A 14,401-nucleotide genomic window follows, 5' to 3' on the forward strand; every position below is an offset into this window, starting at 1 on the left:
TTTCCTCTGTTGGGTGGTTTCCTTTCGGCAGCACTCGGTCGCGCGGCTGTGCGCCGGTGGGCGCCGCGGTGAGTGCTGTCGGAAAGAAACTGGAGGGGGGGGAAGGGGAAAGGCCGGCGGTGCCGGCCTTTCGGTCTCACAAACGCCGCCGTATGTGAGTGTTTCGCGGCGCGCCCGGCGTTGTTGCCGAACTACCTGGGTTGATGGTCTACATGGCTGCCACTCCTCCTGCAGGGGTTACTGGTAGGTCTTGGTCAGCGAGCCGCTGACCGACTTTCCTCGGTTCAGGACCACCCTCGCCAGCGCCGCGCGGTCCCGCGAATCGCCTGCTGGAGAAGGAATGAATCAGTGGATCACTGAAGGATGGGCAGGCTGCGGACGGGGCGGACGAGCAGCTCGGCGTACTTGCCGCTGTCGTTCTGCCAGCCATCCTCGAAGGCCATGTAGTAGGCGATGAGGGCGGAGCGCTGCGCGCTCAGCCAATAGAGGCGGTCCTCGCGCAGATCGGTGATCAGGCCGGAGTGCTTGGCCGCCATCAGCAGTTGGCCTTCCAGAGGTGCGGCGATGTGTGCGCCCAACTCCAGGACCTTCTTGGCGAGTTCGCTGCCGGCCTCAGCCATGGCGCGGGTATTGGCTTCGCCGTCGACGTAGTGGGTGAGCACGTCCTGGCCGTATTCGCCCCAGATGCCTTCGCGCTCGAACTCGGGGCCGAGAAGGACAAGGGCGCGCTCCTGATTGTTCAGCCAATAGCGCTCGATGAAGGTGCCGCCGGCCAGGGGCTGGCCGCGGGCCGGAAGTGCTGCAGCGGAAATGCTGGTGATGATCTCGGTCATGGTGCTGTCCTTGTGCTCGACTGGGCGTAAAAAGGCCCGGCCGGGGCCGGGCAATACCAAGGGGGTGTTGATGCTCGTCGCATCCCACTGCCGCCTCGTGGAAGCGGCAGGAGGTTGCTCACTGCAGGACGCGCAGCTCGTTGCGTGGGATCCACTGCTGGTCCACCCGCACCATGCAGCCGATGAAGGCCGCATAGCGGGTGTCGCGGTTGGTCTGGTAGCCGTACCAGGAGCAGGAGCCCCAGGCGATGGCGCGCAGCACCAGCCAGACCAGCAGGACGACCACCGCGGCACCGAGGGCGCCGGCGATGGCCTTCCGCCGGCCGGCGCGCATTACAGGTAGTCCTTCAGGCGTAGGTTCAGTTTGCCGGCGGCGCGCTCGAGCACCTCCACCTCGGCCGGCTCGATTTCGCCGTCGGCCTCGGCGATGGTCAGCATGAAGTTGATCACCGTTTCGGCGTCGCCCGGGGTGTGCGCCAGGTCGGCCAGTTCGCGCTCGGCGTTCATGCGGATGATGCGCGGGCCGCCCTCGTTGAAGTCGGCTTTGGCCTTGTCGATCAGGTTGCCCAGCTCGGCGCCGAAGCCATGCAGCTTGGGCTCGTTGCGCAGCAGGCGGTCGATCTTGTCCAGTTCCTGCGGCTCGATCTCGCCGTCGGCGGCGGCCACGTAGAAGCAGCCGTAGACAATCGCCTGGAGCAGATCGCGGTTTTCCAGTTTCGCCAGTGCGGCGCGGGCCTCGCGGCCTTTGCCGAACAGCTTCTTGAATCCGAACATGGTGCGTCCTCGTTGTGGTGGTGGCGATGCTCTTCGCATCCCGAAGCACCCGGCGCGCCAGGTGCTTGAGGATGGTCAGGCAGCGCGGACCTTGGAGGGGCGGGCCTTCAGTTCCTTGCCGTCGACCGCGACGACCAGGTAGAGACCGCCGCCGCGACCGATGCCCAGGTTGGTGGTGCCAACGAAGCTGCCGCGTTTCTCTACGCCGCGCGGGTTGGTGAGGATCACGGACTGGCCTTTCTTGAAGTCGCTCATGGGGTTTCCTTGTGGTTGGGGAGGGATGCTCTACGCATCGGGGAGCGCCATCGTTTGGCCCTGCTGCGCGCTGGCCGGACGAGTCCGGTCGATGGCGCTCTCCGATGCGCCCTGGCGCGAGGCCAGGGGATCGGGTTAGGCGTTACTGGCGAGCACAATGTCGCTCATGCGCGCCATCGCTGAACCGCTGAGCTGAATCACTTCGCGCTCGCGCTTGTTGCGCGCTTCGACGGCCAAGTATTTGAAGGTCGGATGGAAGTAGCACTCCGGCTTGTGGCCTTCTTTCTTCAGGTGGCCAAGCTCGCCGGTCTTCACTGCTGCGTTCAGGGCCTTGCGGACACTTGCTGGCAGGCCGCTGATGACCAGCCGGAGCCGTTCGTTGCGAACCATCTGCACATTCGCTTGATCGGCTGTCATTTCGCCTCGCTGCATTAGGTCTTTCAGGTGCTCGATGTCGTTCTGCCTAGACATTGGCGTTCTCCTGGTTGGCTTCCCGGATGCCCCTCGCGAGAAGGGCATCGAGGAAATCGGTGTTGTCGCCCTACATCCGCCGGGCCGCGGTGCGCATCGCATGCGGGTCATTCGCTCGGTTCGGGCATTTCGCCCTCGATCAGCCGTCTCTAGTCGCCCTGAGTACCTAAGGGTCGCCTTCGCGTTGGCAGGCTTTCCTCGATCGCCTGTCTGATCGCCGGTCGCCGCAGAGGCGATGCGTTCTGTTGTTGATGATGCCCACCCGACTTTCTGTCGCCCCACGGGTGGTGGCCGGGGCTGCCTCGCCACCAAGTGGTGGCTAGCTGTTCATGGCGCGTGTTGTTAAAGAGCGCGGCTCGGTGGCCTGGCGCCGATGTGCTGGCGTAAATCAAATATCAACCGATAGTTGTTTTATGTCAACAACCAATGGTTGATATTTTGTCTGTTGGTTGATAAGTCGTTGATTCGATGAGTGAAAGCTTTTGCCTCTTGTCAGCGATGTCTGCTAGAAATGCTGTATGTTCATACAGTAAAAGCAGGGAGAGCCTACATGGCCAAGCAGAAGAGAGGGGCAGTCGATCAAGACCGCGCGGGGATGACCGGCGTAGACAGGCTGCGCCTAAGGGTGTCGGCGATGATCAACAATCCGAAGGCGCAGGCTGACCGCCGGACGACGATCTGGAAGCTGGACAGCGACACGGACCTGGCGTGGCGCCAGGTGCTGGAGGAACTGGCCGAGACGGACGGCCTGGAGATGGTGCGGAACGAGGACGGGACAGTGCTGCTGACGTGGCAGCCGTCAGACGAGGAGGGCGCCGAGACCGGTGGAGAGGAGGCCTACGCCGAAGAGATGGTGGTGCAGCACCTGCATGAGGAGGTGGCGCCGTTCTGAGGCATCCTGAAACGAAAAACCCGCCCTGGGAAGGCGGTTTTATAGAAATGAAAAGCCCCGCGATTCAGGCTGTGTGAAAACCCGAGCGGCTCTTCGAAGAGTGCGTTCCTACGTGAAATCTGAAAAGGCTTGGCTATTCAGCCAACCCAGAATCCGCGTAGAAACGCGAAATCCAGGTTGTTTTTTAACCAGCTGGACCGATCCGGAGGTTTTCACACAGCCTGGATTGCGGGGCTTTACTCATTGCTTTTGCTCTGCTCGCTGACTTTCGGCTTTGATACGCATCTCGCCTACGGACTTGGCAATCTCTTGGACGTTGCTCGAAATATCCTTCACGTCGTCGCGAATGTAACTGCTGAAGCGGGCGTTCTCCTCCTTCTGCGCGGACAAGCCCCACTGGAGAGTGCCGAGGAATATCGCTAGCACAGCAATAGCGGTACCAATTGCCCACCATTTCGCACTCGACAACTCTGCCCGGAATTGACTGGCTTCACTCTGGAAACCGGACACGGCGGATTCGATGCGCGCAATTCTGGCATCCATTCTGGCTTCTATCGCCTCGAGCTTGGCATCCAACTCGGGCCGGGAAATTGGGTCGGTCATGGTTGCAGTATGGGGCTGCTCTGGAACTGTGTCACTCGCCGGAGGAAAAGTGGCAGCTTCTTCGGCTAGGCCGCGCTTCCTGGCTGATATCGCTCCTTGTGTGAACGATTCATTGATCAGCCCCGCCCAATCAAAGCCACCATCCTGGTCTTTATCGGGGCTCATCGCTCGCCTCATCACCTGCCGGGTACATGTTTTCCAAAACGCTAAATGTGGATTCTGCCAGTAATAGTGCTTTGCGGGCCTCGATAACCAGCAGGGGCTTATCATCGCAGGTCAGTACGATCGCCTGCGCAAGTCCTCGGATTGCCATTGACTGCTTGGCACTCAGCGCACTGAGTTCGCCCAATGTCCGCCCAATTTGAGCAAGAGCCAGCATCAAATCTTTTCTGTCTTCCTCGTTCACTCTCCGCCTCCTTGTGGCCTACACCAGTCAGGTGGGCGCTAGTTCCATGGATCGACTCAAACTAAATGCGCATTCCACACCAACAGCACCCTGGCATGGATGTAGGTCTCATCCATGCGGATGGTCCGGTCCTTGTGCTGCTTGTTGTCCGAGATCATCTCGAAGTGCTCGGCGTCTTGGACCTGCAGGCGCTTGATGTAGAGATGCCCCTGCCAGGTGAAGATGAAGATTCCGTCGCCATTGAATTCGCGGATGCTGATGTCGACGATCATCGGGTCGGCGTGCTTGATGGTCGGGCTCATCGAGTGGCCCCAGCCGTACACCATCTTCAGGTGGTTCGGGTCGTCGAAGGTGATGCCGATCTTGCGCAGGTGCGACTCGCTCACCTTCACGTCGCGGAGCATTTCCATGTAGTCGGCCGGCACCTGGCCGTTGCCCATGGCGCCGCGGATGTCGTAGTGCGCGATGCGGATCTCGTCGCCGACCAGGCCTGGCCGGGAGAAGTCGCCCACGATGACATTGGTTGCTTGCTGTGCCGCCTGCTGCGGCACCTCAGCCTCGACGGCATCGACGATCTTGCGCCGCGCATCCTCGGTCAGCCCCTTGCCGTGCTTCTCCAGCATCTTGCGGACGATGTCGGCAGAGGAGGCCGCTGCCGTCTGTCCAGCGTCGGCAGGCTGCTCCCGCATTTCTCCAAGCCCGTATTCAAGCCATTCAACGCGGACTTTCAGCCAGTTGGCCAGAAACTCCATGTTATCCCGCTCGGGGATGGACGCCCCGGTTAACCACTTGTGCGTCGCCTGCTTTGTTGCGCGCGCACCCAGTCGCTCCAAGGCGGCCTGGAGGTCAGTGTTTCGCCCGCGCCCAGGCCTGATCTCGGGGATGTGATCTAGGGCCGTATTCAGGCGCTTCGCAAAAGCGTCGCGGATTTCTTGTGTCTCAACCATTGGTTGATGCTTGCACGGAACTTGTGCAACAGTCAGTTGATGTTTAATATCAACTGAGGGTTGATTAACGAGGTTGACCATGAAGAATCCTTCTTCCGCGGAAGGCCCTGTTGCAGATGCGGTAGCTCTTGCAGGTGGAGCTATCGCGGTGGCGAAGGCCTGCGGCAAGAGCCGGCAGGCGGTGGACAAGTGGGTGAGGAGTAACCAGTTGCCCCGCACCGAATACACCGGCGAGACCGACTACGCCGACCGCATCGCCCGGCTTGCTGCTGAGCGCGGGATCCTGCTGGATGCCGCCGCTCTTCGCGCCAGCGCCTCCCCGAAACGCAGTGCCGCATAGGAGTAGAGCGACATGGATCACGTGATGACGAACACCGACAAGGCCCGCCTGGCCACCCTTGCCGAGGCGGACCGCCTGAGCAAGGAAGCTCAGGCGCTCTGGGCGGAAGCAGAACGCCTGCGGTCCCAGTTCCGCATTCAGGTGGTGCTCACCCAGGCCTCCGGCCCGGGTGATTGCTTCACGGTGGACTGCAGGATCTTCGGCGCCATGCATTCCCTCGGCGCCCCGGTGAGCGCCGAGGATGCGTGCCAGCAGGCCTTCTACCTCATTCAGGGTTTTCAACCACCACGTCCCCGTCAGCCTTTCGGAACACGTTTGGCTGGAACAGAAACCGGACTCTATACGGCTGCCGATTCGTTGTTTCGAAGTCAATGAACTCCAGGCCGGAGAAGCTGATTTCGCAGCCTTCCGGTAGGGCCTCGATGCGGCGGAGCAGATCTTCTCTGGTGATGGTTGGGATTCTCTCGTTTGACATGCCGGGCCTCCATGGCCGTTTCGTGTGGAAGCAAAACGATACCACGGTGCGCCCGGCGCCCTTTTCCAACCGAGGTTCACGCGGACATCCGTTCCAACTGAGCCCCAAGACATACCGCTGACCCCCTTTCTCGATGGGGGCAGCTTAGGACCAGGAGCGCAACGTGAACACGTCCAATCCCCGACACGAAATGACTCGCGACCAGGTCCTGGTGGCCTACGCCGCCGACCAGATCGCTCGCACCAGTCTCAGCCAGGACGACTTCGCCCAGGCGCTGAACCGTGCGCTGTACCAGAAGTGCCCGCGCAAGGCCGCGGCGGAGAGGGTGCCCGACTTCGAGTCGGATGAACTGAAGAGCGATGGCGGCGAGTACCTGAAGGCCGCCGGGCGCTGGCTGAAGCGCGTGCAGCGCTTGCTCGGGGGTGAGCAGGAGCTGCCTGCCTGGATGGAAGAGGCCTGGGTGGCGGCGCTGGAGCCGGAGTGGCGGGAGCGCTGCATCAACGAGCTCGCCGACCGCTACGGGCTGCTCGGGGCTCGCGCCGCTGGCGTGGTGGGCTGCCCGGTGAGCGCCTTCGGCCAGCTGGTGGCGGGCATCGGGCAGGCGGTGGAGCGCTGCAGCGCGGTGCTGGCTGACGGGAAGATCGACGAGAACGACCTGCCTGACCTGCCGGGCGCGATCGACCAGTTGCTGCTGGTGGAATCGAAGAGCTTCGAGATGCGCCGGCGCATGGAGAACGAACTGGCGATCCACGCGGGCGGCAAGCCGCTGTCGCTGGTCGGCTGAAAAAACAAACCCCGGCTGGAGTGGGGACTCGGCGCCGGGGTTCAGATCAACGGGAGTGAGTATGCACACGACGAATGGAACTGACAATGCCGCGCCACGTTTTCCGGCATCGCAAAACGTGGCGCGCCCGATGATGACCTCGCGCGAGATCGCCGAGCTCACCGGCAAGCAGCACAAGCACGTGATCCGGGACATCCGCGAGATGCTCGACGCCCTGTCGGAGGATGGTCCAGTTCTGGACCATGTCCGCGAGGACCGGGACGCCAGGGGCTACACGACGAACTTCCACCTGGACCGCGAGCTGACCGAGACGCTGATCACCGGCTACAGCATCCCGCTTCGGCACCGGGTGATCCGGCGCCTGCATGAGTTGGAGGAGCGCGCTGCGGCTCCGGCTATCCCGCAGACCTACTCCGAGGCTCTGCGAGTCGCAGCTGACCTCCACGAGCAGAACACCCAGCTGCGCATGGTGGTGGACGAGCAGGCGCCCAAGGTGGAAGCCCTGGAGCGGATCGCCGAGGCGCGCGGCACGCTCTGTCTGACCGACACTGCCAAGCACCTGAACATCCCGCGTCACGTCCTGCTCGACTGGATGCACGAGAACCGCTGGATCTACCGCCGGGAGGGTTCGGCCCACTGGCTGGCCTACCAGCCGCGCATGGCGGCCGGCCTGCTCGAGCACCGGGTAACCGTGATCGGCACCGACTCCATCGGCGACCAGCGCCTAGCCTCCCAGGTGCGCGTCACGCCGAAGGGGCTGGCCAAGCTGGCCCAGAAGGTCGCGGAGGGAGCGCTGTGAGTGTTCAAGCCATGACCTGGGCCCTGGAGCAGCGCGTAGTCACCGACTCCTCTGCCCGCCACGTGTTGCTGTGCCTGGCCAACTACGCCGACAAGCACGGCCGCGGGGCATTCCCCTCGGTGGCCAGCCTTGCGGATGACACCGGCCTGTCCGAGCGCACCGTGCAGGCCAAGCTGCGCCTGCTGGAAGACCTGGGGGTGATTGTCGAGGGCAACCGGGCGATCGCCGCGGCGTACATCACCCGTCGGGACCGTGTTCCGACCTGCTACGACATCGTCATGGAACGGGGTGAAGCTGCTGCACCCCGTCAAAATGAACGGGGTGAAACCACTGCACCCCGTGAAGATGCCACGGGGTGCAATCCACAGCAGAACGGGGTGCAAATTACGACGGAACGGGGTGCAGCCGCTGCACCCAATCCGTCATTGAACCATCAAGGAACCGAAGAGCAGCTGCAACACGCGAGCGATCCGGTCGATGTTCGCCAGCGCTTCGCCATGACCGAGGACTGGGAGCCGGATCCTGACGACCTGGCAGCGCAGACTCGCCTGATGGGCATTCCGGTGTCGGCGATCACGCTGCCCGTCGTGAACAAGTTCAAGGCCCACTGGCTGGCCCTGCCGGATGCCGTGTTCACCCAGGCCAAGTGGGCGAACGAACTGGCGAAGTGGATCAAGCGGGAGCGCGTCGAGGCCGATGCCGGCGAGCTGCCCGACGCTGCGGCCTGGGGCGCGAACGGGGTGCGGGTATGAGCCAGGCCAAGCGCGCTGACCTGATCGCGGCGAACCTCCGCGCCGCCCCGGCCCCGGTCCAGGCCGCCCCGAACGTGATGCCCGTCGATGACTTCGCTCGCCAGGTGATGGACGACCTATTCGACCGCATCCGCGGCATCTGCTCCGGCTGGCGCTCCGCCTGGTCCACCCCGGCGGTGATGGGCAAGGCCAAGGAGGAGTGGCTGGCCGAGTTCGCCCGGGCCGGCGTGAACAGCCAGGAACTGGTCGACAACGGCGTGCGCGCCCTGCGCCAGAGCAAGCGCGAGTTCGTGCCGGCGCCGGCGCTGTTCGTGGACTGGTGCTTCGGTGCCGATCAGCTGGGCCTGCCGAGCCTGGAGGAGGCCTATCGCGAAGCGCTGGCGAAGACGCACCCCGCTGCAGCCGCAACCGCCACCTGGAGTCACGCCGCGGTGTACCACGCTGCCGCCCGTGCCGGCTTCAGCAACCTGCAGCAGCTCAGCCGCGACGACGGCATGAAGCTGCTGGAGAGCAAGTATTCCCAGATCCGCCGCGAGATCGCGAAGGGCAACAGCCTGCCGCCGGTCCCCGCGGCGGCCCTCCCGCAACCGTCGAAGGCGTCCGATCCCGAAGTGGGCAATGCCGCCCTGCAGGCCATCCGTGCACGCTTGAAAGGAGCCCGCAATGCCTGACCTGAACCCCCTGAAGTGGCGCGCCAAGCGCAACCGCGATGGCCAGCAGATCCCGAACTGCTGGATCACCGACAGCGGCTACACCGTTTCCGAGTGCCGGCTGCCGGAAAAGCGCTTCACCGTCACCCGCCCGGGCGATGCCGCCCCGTTCGCCTACCTGGGCAGTCGCGATGAGGTGGTGTCGGTCATCCGGGCCGACATGAAGGCCAGCGGGGTGCTGGCATGAAGGGCCGCAACCCCACCGCCGAGCAGAAGCGCTGGCACGACCTGCTCGTCGGCGTGGTCGGCTGCATCGCCTGCCGCGTCGAACACGGCGTGGTGAATGACTTCTGCAGCATCCACCACGTCGACGGTCGCGTGAAGCCGCATGCGCACTGGTACGTGCTCCCGCTTTGCGGCCCGCATCATCAGCACGGCACCGGCCCGGAGAACTTCCCGGGCGTGGCCGTGCACCCGTACAAGGCCAGGTTCGAGGAGCGCTACGGGCGCCAGGCTGACCTGGTAGGGCAATGCGCTCGCATCGTCGCAGAGGCCGGCCACGACATCCCGGCCGGCTTCCTGGCCTGGCTGGATGGCGACGAGGTGATGGCATGAAGTCGCCCCGTCCTATCGCGCGGACTCCGCGCCCGCTGCGCCGGCCGAAGGTTGATTGGGAGGGCATGGAGCAGGCCACGCTGTTCGCCATCCTGGCGGTGAAGCACCCCGAGGCTGCGCGCTTGGCCTTCCACGTCCCCAACGGTGGCCACCGGCACATCAAGATCGCCGCCGAGATGAAGCGCCAGGGCGTGAAGGCCGGCGTTAGCGACATCGTGCTGCCCATGGCGCGCGGCGGGTGGTTCGGCCTGTTCGTCGAGTTCAAGGCGGCCCCGCCGAACGACGCCCGGGTGTCGCCCGAGCAGAGCGCCTTCCTGGTGCGCATGGAGCGGGAGGGCTACTACGCCACAGTCTGCCGCGGCGTCGACGACGCGCTGCGAGTCATCGAGCAGTACCTGGCCCAGCCCAGGACGGAGGTGGCGCGGTGATGGATATCTGGGAGGACGTCTGCCAGATCATCGGCAGTTCGTGGTCGGTGACGCCGGAGCATCGGCGGGAGGCGCTGGCGCGCTGCTCCGGTCCGGGTGTACCGGGCATCACCGTACTCGGTGCGCTGTCGCGTCGAGCTGACGAGGTGCTGGCCGCGGCGCTCAGCGCGGACATCGAGCGGCGCATCGAGGTGCTGGATCAGCAGATGGGGCTCGGCTACCAGCAGGAGCGGGTTGCCCTCGGCTATCGCGAGGGGCGGGTGGTCGGCAACCGCGTCGGCCGGCCCCGCAAGGTCGCCGCCGCGCGCCGTTCTGTCGTTGATCGCTGCCGGCGGGAGATCGACGCCATGCGCATCGAGCGAGCGCGCCTGGCCGATGAATTGAAGAGGAGGGCGCATGCGCAAGACCGGGCCTGACCTGCAGAAGGCTGTGCCGGCCATTCAGCGCTGCCGGACTTGCCGCGGCCAGGGCTTCACGAAGGGGGTGTTCTTCGAGCTCGACTGCACGAGCTGCGACGGAACGGGATGGATTGGGGAAGACGGCATGCCGGTGGAGCCGGCTGCGCTCATCCGGTCGCTGGGGCGCCGGCTCATCGAAGCCGAGCAGCGGCTGGTGAACCAGGTGAAGGCCTCGGTGTGGATCGAGGAAAACAACCGCCGCGGGCCCGGCGGTTCGCATTTCACTGGGGATTGAGGGGGTGGGGAATATGGCTATCGAGAGGACAACCGAGAGCTTGCTGGAGCAGTGGGGGATATGGGTTCGCCAGGGTACGGGGAATCTTTCGTGTGCCGCACCTAGTTGGTCTCTGCCAACGGCACGCCTGACCGACGATGAGGGGCTGGAGCTGGATGGGTTGGTGGCCAGGCTCGGCCTGAGACATCCGCAGATGGGGGAGGCGGTGGTGCTGTACTACACCACCGGCAAGACCTACAAGCAGGTGGGCGGCATGCTGGGGATGGGGGAGGAGTCGGCGCGGCAGATGATAAGGGCAGGTGTAGCTTGGATTGACGGGGCGCTGGAGATGAAGCGGCAGCGCGCTGCGGCCTGAGTGTAGTCAAAGCCGCGGCATTATTGACATGCCGCCTTTGGCTGGGTACCGTGTCCCTGCCGCTGCAAATTCAGTGGCCGGGCCTGGAAACCCGGAATGATCGTAGGCGCACAGCGCCGAAAGGCGTTTTTTTGTGCCCGCTCAATGGCGGGCCGTGCGTGGGGCACCTACGGGTGCGCCGGGTTCCTACGTCCCCGGTTTTCCAGCCCGCGCACGGTTCGCCTCCCTCATCTGGAAATGAGGCGGCGAACCCTAACCGACTAGGGTGATCGCTATGCAAACCGCACAAGTAATTCCGTTCCGCTTCGAAACCCGTGAAGTTCGAACCCTGTTGATCGACGATCAGCCGTGGTTCTGCGCGGCTGACGTGTGTGCCGTTCTGGAGTACGCCAATAGCCGCCAGGCAATCCAGAAGAACTGCCGTGAAAAGGGTGTATCCGTTAGAGACACCCCTACCAAAGGCGGTGTACAGGCCATGATCTTCATCGACGAAGGAAACCTCTACCGCCTGATCATCAAGAGCCGAAAGGAAGAGGCCCAGCGTTTCGAGGCCTGGGTGTGTGATGAGGTTCTGCCAGCAATCCGCAAGCATGGCCGGTACGAAGACACCGACAACCATATGGCCACGCTCGTAGGCCAAACCATCGGCACCGATGGTTTCCATATGCTCGGCGCGCTGATCAAGGGCAAGGTGTCCTCGCTGCCGGTTCCGGTACAACGCCGGGCCACCGCGAAAATCTGGTCGCAGGCGCACGCCGCTTTCGGTGTTCGCTCTGCCGCCGACATCCCGGCCGAGCAACTCGACGCTGCCAGGAACTTCATCGCGGCCTACAGCGTGTACGAGGGTGATTGGCTGCCGAAGGAAGAGAAGGTCTCGGCCGTCGATACTTGCTCCTGGTCGAACATCGCGTTTCTGGTCGACTGCGTGGAGAAGTGCTGGAAGATCGTCGAGAGCCAGCGCCTGGCAACTCACCTCAGCGGGCTCGGTTGCAATGCCGGCATCGAGTTGGCGAGCTTCCTGTGGGATGGCCTGGGCTCCGCAGCGCACGTGAAGAAGCACTGCGCCGCTGAGTTGGCCCTGGTCGGCTAGAGCGACCTGTTGCTGGAGTGATACATTCCCTCCCATTCTTCAATGGGAGGGAATCCATGCGCGCGGCCATCATCAGCTTGGCGTTGATCACAATCGATCCGGCTTTCGCTGCATCCATGAACAAATGCGTCGATGCGCAAGGGCGTGTCACATTTACGCAGCAAGCCTGCCCAGGTGGCGGCGCCGGCCAGCAGATTCAGGTGAAGAGCGCAAGCGAAGGGATGCGGATCGCTAACCCTTCGGAAATCTCGTCCGTCCAGGGTTCGGCGTCGGGCCGCAACGCCTATACGCATTGCAGTGACATGACTCAGGTAGATGCCAGGTATCTGATTGGGCACCAGAAGATTCAGGTGGGCATGTCGGCGGAGGATGCAAAGGAATCATGGGGAGCGCCAACCAAGATCAATCGTAGTTCCAGCGGTCTGGATCAATGGGTGTACGACCTTGGGCCAGGCAAGAGCCAATACCTCTACGTTGACTCGCTGGGGTGCGTGAAGGCCTGGAACTAGGCATGCATTCGGCTGCTTGATTTCCCCGGGCCGAACCTGTACTTTTTACCGCAAAGTGCGGTTTTACCGCGTAGAAATTGAAACCCGGCCATCGCGCCGGGTTTTTTTGTTGTCCGCGACTTCATGTTCATGGTGCACGCTCCTGCGCCTTGCCTGATCACGCTCGGGCCTTTCTATTCACCGCCCCTCAGAGGGGATATCGAGATGGCCAACATGCCCGACAAACCGGAGACGTGGGCGATCGTGCTTGCTTGGCTGAGCCAGCACGCGCCCGTGCTGTACGCAGGCGGTCTGTCCTTCCTGGTCGCACTTACCCGCGTGATCTATGGCGGCGGCACTCGTCGGCAGGCGTTCCTTGAGGCTGCGCTCTGCACGCTGATCACCCTGGGCCTGATCCCCGTCATGGAGTGGCTCGGCCTGCCCCAGAACATGGCTACGGCGGCCGGCGTGTTCACAGGCTTCCTCGGTGTGAAGAAGATCGCCGAGCTTGCCGACCGCGTGGCCGACTGGAAACTGCCGAAGCGCGAGGGCTGACCATGCGCGGAAGCATCCGTGCCCAGGACCTGGACGATGCCGTCGCCTCCCTGGCCAGCCTCGGCGGCGATCTGCCGAACCGTGTACTGGCCGATGCCCTGAACCACACCGCCAACCAGGCGAACCAGGCTCTGCGGTCGGAGATTGACGACGTGTTCGATCAGCCGACGCCCTTCACCCGCAACGCTATCCGCATCCTGAGCGCTACGCCGAACCGCTTGGAGGCTGCGCTGTGGGTGAAGGACGAGAAGGACCATGCATCGAAGGGGCAGGCGCCGGAAGACTGGGTGGCGCCCCAGGTGTTCGGTGGGCCCAGGGTGGACAAGGCTTCGGAGCGCAACCTGCGAGCCAAGGGCATCTTGCCCAAGGGGATGTTCATCGTGCCCGCTGCAGGTGCTCGCCTGGACCAGTACGGCAATATGAGTCGCGGCCAGATGATCCAGATCCTGTCCGGCCTGGGTGCCCTGGAGTACCGAGAGGGTTCCAAGCACAACGCCACCGACAGCGCCAGATCTCTGGCCAAGGGGCACCAGCAGGCCTACTTCGTGATGAAGCGGGGCAGGGTGCCAATCGGCATCGGCGAGCGCCGCGACAAGACGCTGGTGATGGTGCTGGCCTTCGTGCGCGCCCCCCAGTACCGCGAGCGCTTCCGCTTCTTCGACATCGTTCGGCGCATCGCCGAGGATGACGCCAGGCTGGAGGCGAACATCGAGGAGGCCATCGCCAAGGCTGCACAGGGGCGGACGCCGACCGAATGGAGGCGTCGGCCCCAGTCGGGCCCGCGGTCTTAAGTCGGGGCCTGTGACCTTCCGCGCCGTGCCTTGAGTGGCTGCACGGTTTTGGTGCGGGATTCTTATTGTCCAGCACAAAACCTAAAACCAGCTGGAACCCTCAAGGCGAAAAAATCCCTGGCTGGGGCACCCCCTGTCTAGGTTCTCCCCCGGGGTGGGGCCGTCGAGGGTAATTCGAACCCCGCGCGCCAACTATGTATGACCGAATTTCGGAGGTTGGTTGTTGTGTTGTCATGAGCAACTCGAACATCACTCGGCAGCCCCATTGGCTCAACAAAAGCCGGATGGCGGCGAGCCTCGGCATCAGCACCCAAGCCTTTGATAAATGGGGCGTCGAGCCAGTGGCTCGGATCGGCCGCGAGGCCTTCTACGACGTCCGCTCGGTGCTGGAGAACCGCCTGGCCC

Annotated in this window: 25 protein-coding genes and 1 pseudogene; 18 read left to right on the forward strand and 8 right to left on the reverse strand. The window is 63.7% G+C overall.

What is annotated here, in order from left to right; all coding sequences use genetic code 11:
• Positions 1 to 353: 353 nt before the first annotated feature.
• The 5 genes from QSJ95_RS14630 to QSJ95_RS14650 all read right to left on the reverse strand — a co-directional run bounded on the left by QSJ95_RS14630 (position 354) and on the right by QSJ95_RS14650 (position 2,333).
• A complete protein-coding gene (locus tag QSJ95_RS14630; protein ID WP_285643206.1) occupies positions 354 to 833 on the reverse strand; it encodes a hypothetical protein in 480 nt (159 codons plus the stop codon).
• A 118-nt stretch (positions 834 to 951) separates the two neighbouring features.
• The gene (locus QSJ95_RS14635; protein ID WP_285643208.1) at positions 952 to 1,167 is read right to left on the reverse strand and encodes a hypothetical protein; all 216 of its coding nucleotides are present in this window, start codon (positions 1,165 to 1,167) and stop codon (positions 952 to 954) included.
• Complete coding sequence (locus QSJ95_RS14640; RefSeq protein ID WP_285643210.1) at positions 1,167 to 1,607, reverse strand: tellurite resistance TerB family protein; 441 nt, start codon at positions 1,605 to 1,607, stop codon at positions 1,167 to 1,169. Before QSJ95_RS14640 ends, QSJ95_RS14635 begins: the two co-directional genes overlap by 1 nt.
• A gap of 75 nt (positions 1,608 to 1,682) precedes the next feature.
• Positions 1,683 to 1,862, reverse strand: a complete 180-nt coding sequence (locus QSJ95_RS14645) for a hypothetical protein (RefSeq protein WP_285643212.1) — start codon at positions 1,860 to 1,862, stop codon at positions 1,683 to 1,685.
• Between the two features lie 135 nt (positions 1,863 to 1,997).
• Complete coding sequence (locus tag QSJ95_RS14650; RefSeq protein ID WP_285643214.1) at positions 1,998 to 2,333, reverse strand: hypothetical protein; 336 nt, start codon at positions 2,331 to 2,333, stop codon at positions 1,998 to 2,000.
• Positions 2,334 to 2,883: 550 nt separating this feature from the next.
• On the opposite strand from QSJ95_RS14650, the gene QSJ95_RS14655 reads away from it, so the two are divergent.
• Positions 2,884 to 3,225, forward strand: a complete 342-nt coding sequence (locus QSJ95_RS14655; RefSeq protein ID WP_285643216.1) for a DUF1654 domain-containing protein — start codon at positions 2,884 to 2,886, stop codon at positions 3,223 to 3,225.
• 240 nt (positions 3,226 to 3,465) lie between these two features.
• On the opposite strand, the gene QSJ95_RS14660 is transcribed toward QSJ95_RS14655, so the two are convergent.
• From QSJ95_RS14660 to QSJ95_RS14670, 3 genes are read right to left on the reverse strand one after another with little or no spacing between them, the layout of a single operon-like run.
• Positions 3,466 to 3,993 carry a hypothetical protein gene (locus tag QSJ95_RS14660; RefSeq protein WP_285643218.1) on the reverse strand — a complete coding sequence of 176 codons (528 nt, stop codon included), beginning with the start codon at positions 3,991 to 3,993 and terminating at the stop codon, positions 3,466 to 3,468.
• The gene (locus tag QSJ95_RS14665; protein WP_285643220.1) at positions 3,980 to 4,234 is read right to left on the reverse strand and encodes a hypothetical protein; all 255 of its coding nucleotides are present in this window, start codon (positions 4,232 to 4,234) and stop codon (positions 3,980 to 3,982) included. Before QSJ95_RS14665 ends, QSJ95_RS14660 begins: the two co-directional genes overlap by 14 nt.
• A gap of 56 nt (positions 4,235 to 4,290) precedes the next feature.
• A complete protein-coding gene (locus QSJ95_RS14670; protein ID WP_285643221.1) occupies positions 4,291 to 5,262 on the reverse strand; it encodes a S24 family peptidase in 972 nt (323 codons plus the stop codon).
• Between QSJ95_RS14670 and QSJ95_RS14675 the strand changes: the two genes are divergently transcribed.
• The 17 genes and pseudogenes from QSJ95_RS14675 to QSJ95_RS14755 all read left to right on the forward strand — a co-directional run.
• A complete protein-coding gene (locus QSJ95_RS14675; protein ID WP_285643223.1) occupies positions 5,261 to 5,521 on the forward strand; it encodes a helix-turn-helix domain-containing protein in 261 nt (86 codons plus the stop codon). The genes QSJ95_RS14670 and QSJ95_RS14675 overlap by 2 nt on opposite strands.
• Positions 5,522 to 5,533: 12 nt before the next feature.
• Complete coding sequence (locus QSJ95_RS14680) at positions 5,534 to 5,896, forward strand: hypothetical protein (protein ID WP_285643225.1); 363 nt, start codon at positions 5,534 to 5,536, stop codon at positions 5,894 to 5,896.
• A gap of 263 nt (positions 5,897 to 6,159) precedes the next feature.
• On the forward strand, positions 6,160 to 6,780 hold the full coding sequence (locus QSJ95_RS14685) for a DUF8585 domain-containing protein (RefSeq protein ID WP_285643227.1): 621 nt from the start codon (positions 6,160 to 6,162) through the stop codon (positions 6,778 to 6,780).
• A 61-nt stretch (positions 6,781 to 6,841) separates the two neighbouring features.
• Entirely contained in the window at positions 6,842 to 7,579 is a 738-nt protein-coding gene (locus tag QSJ95_RS14690) for a phage antirepressor KilAC domain-containing protein (RefSeq protein WP_285643229.1), read from the forward strand.
• An 11-nt stretch (positions 7,580 to 7,590) separates the two neighbouring features.
• Entirely contained in the window at positions 7,591 to 8,331 is a 741-nt protein-coding gene (locus tag QSJ95_RS14695) for a helix-turn-helix domain-containing protein (RefSeq protein ID WP_285643231.1), read from the forward strand.
• Positions 8,328 to 9,002 (forward strand): replication protein P, encoded by a 675-nt coding sequence (locus QSJ95_RS14700; protein ID WP_285643233.1) that lies wholly within the window; start codon positions 8,328 to 8,330, stop codon positions 9,000 to 9,002. Before QSJ95_RS14695 ends, QSJ95_RS14700 begins: the two co-directional genes overlap by 4 nt.
• A complete protein-coding gene (locus QSJ95_RS14705; protein ID WP_285643234.1) occupies positions 8,995 to 9,228 on the forward strand; it encodes a hypothetical protein in 234 nt (77 codons plus the stop codon). Before QSJ95_RS14700 ends, QSJ95_RS14705 begins: the two co-directional genes overlap by 8 nt.
• The gene (locus QSJ95_RS14710) at positions 9,225 to 9,596 is read left to right on the forward strand and encodes a Ref family recombination enhancement nuclease (protein WP_285643236.1); all 372 of its coding nucleotides are present in this window, start codon (positions 9,225 to 9,227) and stop codon (positions 9,594 to 9,596) included. Before QSJ95_RS14705 ends, QSJ95_RS14710 begins: the two co-directional genes overlap by 4 nt.
• The gene (locus QSJ95_RS14715; RefSeq protein ID WP_061562237.1) at positions 9,593 to 10,024 is read left to right on the forward strand and encodes a VRR-NUC domain-containing protein; all 432 of its coding nucleotides are present in this window, start codon (positions 9,593 to 9,595) and stop codon (positions 10,022 to 10,024) included. Before QSJ95_RS14710 ends, QSJ95_RS14715 begins: the two co-directional genes overlap by 4 nt.
• Positions 10,024 to 10,440, forward strand: a complete 417-nt coding sequence (locus tag QSJ95_RS14720; protein WP_285643241.1) for a hypothetical protein — start codon at positions 10,024 to 10,026, stop codon at positions 10,438 to 10,440. Before QSJ95_RS14715 ends, QSJ95_RS14720 begins: the two co-directional genes overlap by 1 nt.
• Positions 10,421 to 10,717 (forward strand): hypothetical protein, encoded by a 297-nt coding sequence (locus QSJ95_RS14725; RefSeq protein WP_285643242.1) that lies wholly within the window; start codon positions 10,421 to 10,423, stop codon positions 10,715 to 10,717. The genes QSJ95_RS14720 and QSJ95_RS14725 overlap by 20 nt, the downstream gene beginning before the upstream one ends.
• Before the next feature lie 13 nt (positions 10,718 to 10,730).
• Complete coding sequence (locus QSJ95_RS14730; RefSeq protein WP_281688758.1) at positions 10,731 to 11,072, forward strand: antiterminator Q family protein; 342 nt, start codon at positions 10,731 to 10,733, stop codon at positions 11,070 to 11,072.
• A gap of 274 nt (positions 11,073 to 11,346) precedes the next feature.
• Positions 11,347 to 12,162: a BRO-N domain-containing protein gene (locus QSJ95_RS14735; protein WP_285643245.1), complete on the forward strand. Its 816-nt coding sequence runs from the start codon at positions 11,347 to 11,349 to the stop codon at positions 12,160 to 12,162.
• A gap of 56 nt (positions 12,163 to 12,218) precedes the next feature.
• On the forward strand, positions 12,219 to 12,671 hold the full coding sequence (locus tag QSJ95_RS14740) for a DUF4124 domain-containing protein (protein ID WP_285643246.1): 453 nt from the start codon (positions 12,219 to 12,221) through the stop codon (positions 12,669 to 12,671).
• Between the two features lie 204 nt (positions 12,672 to 12,875).
• Entirely contained in the window at positions 12,876 to 13,205 is a 330-nt protein-coding gene (locus QSJ95_RS14745) for a phage holin, lambda family (RefSeq protein WP_285643248.1), read from the forward strand.
• Between the two features lie 2 nt (positions 13,206 to 13,207).
• Positions 13,208 to 13,996: a hypothetical protein gene (locus QSJ95_RS14750; protein ID WP_285643250.1), complete on the forward strand. Its 789-nt coding sequence runs from the start codon at positions 13,208 to 13,210 to the stop codon at positions 13,994 to 13,996.
• A 233-nt stretch (positions 13,997 to 14,229) separates the two neighbouring features.
• Positions 14,230 to 14,401 (forward strand): annotated as a pseudogene (locus QSJ95_RS14755) (terminase small subunit); the annotation flags it as partial.

Origin of the sequence: Pseudomonas sp. NBRC 100443, assembly GCF_030268185.1 — a bacterium.
GTDB classification, from domain to species: domain Bacteria; phylum Pseudomonadota; class Gammaproteobacteria; order Pseudomonadales; family Pseudomonadaceae; genus Pseudomonas; species Pseudomonas citronellolis.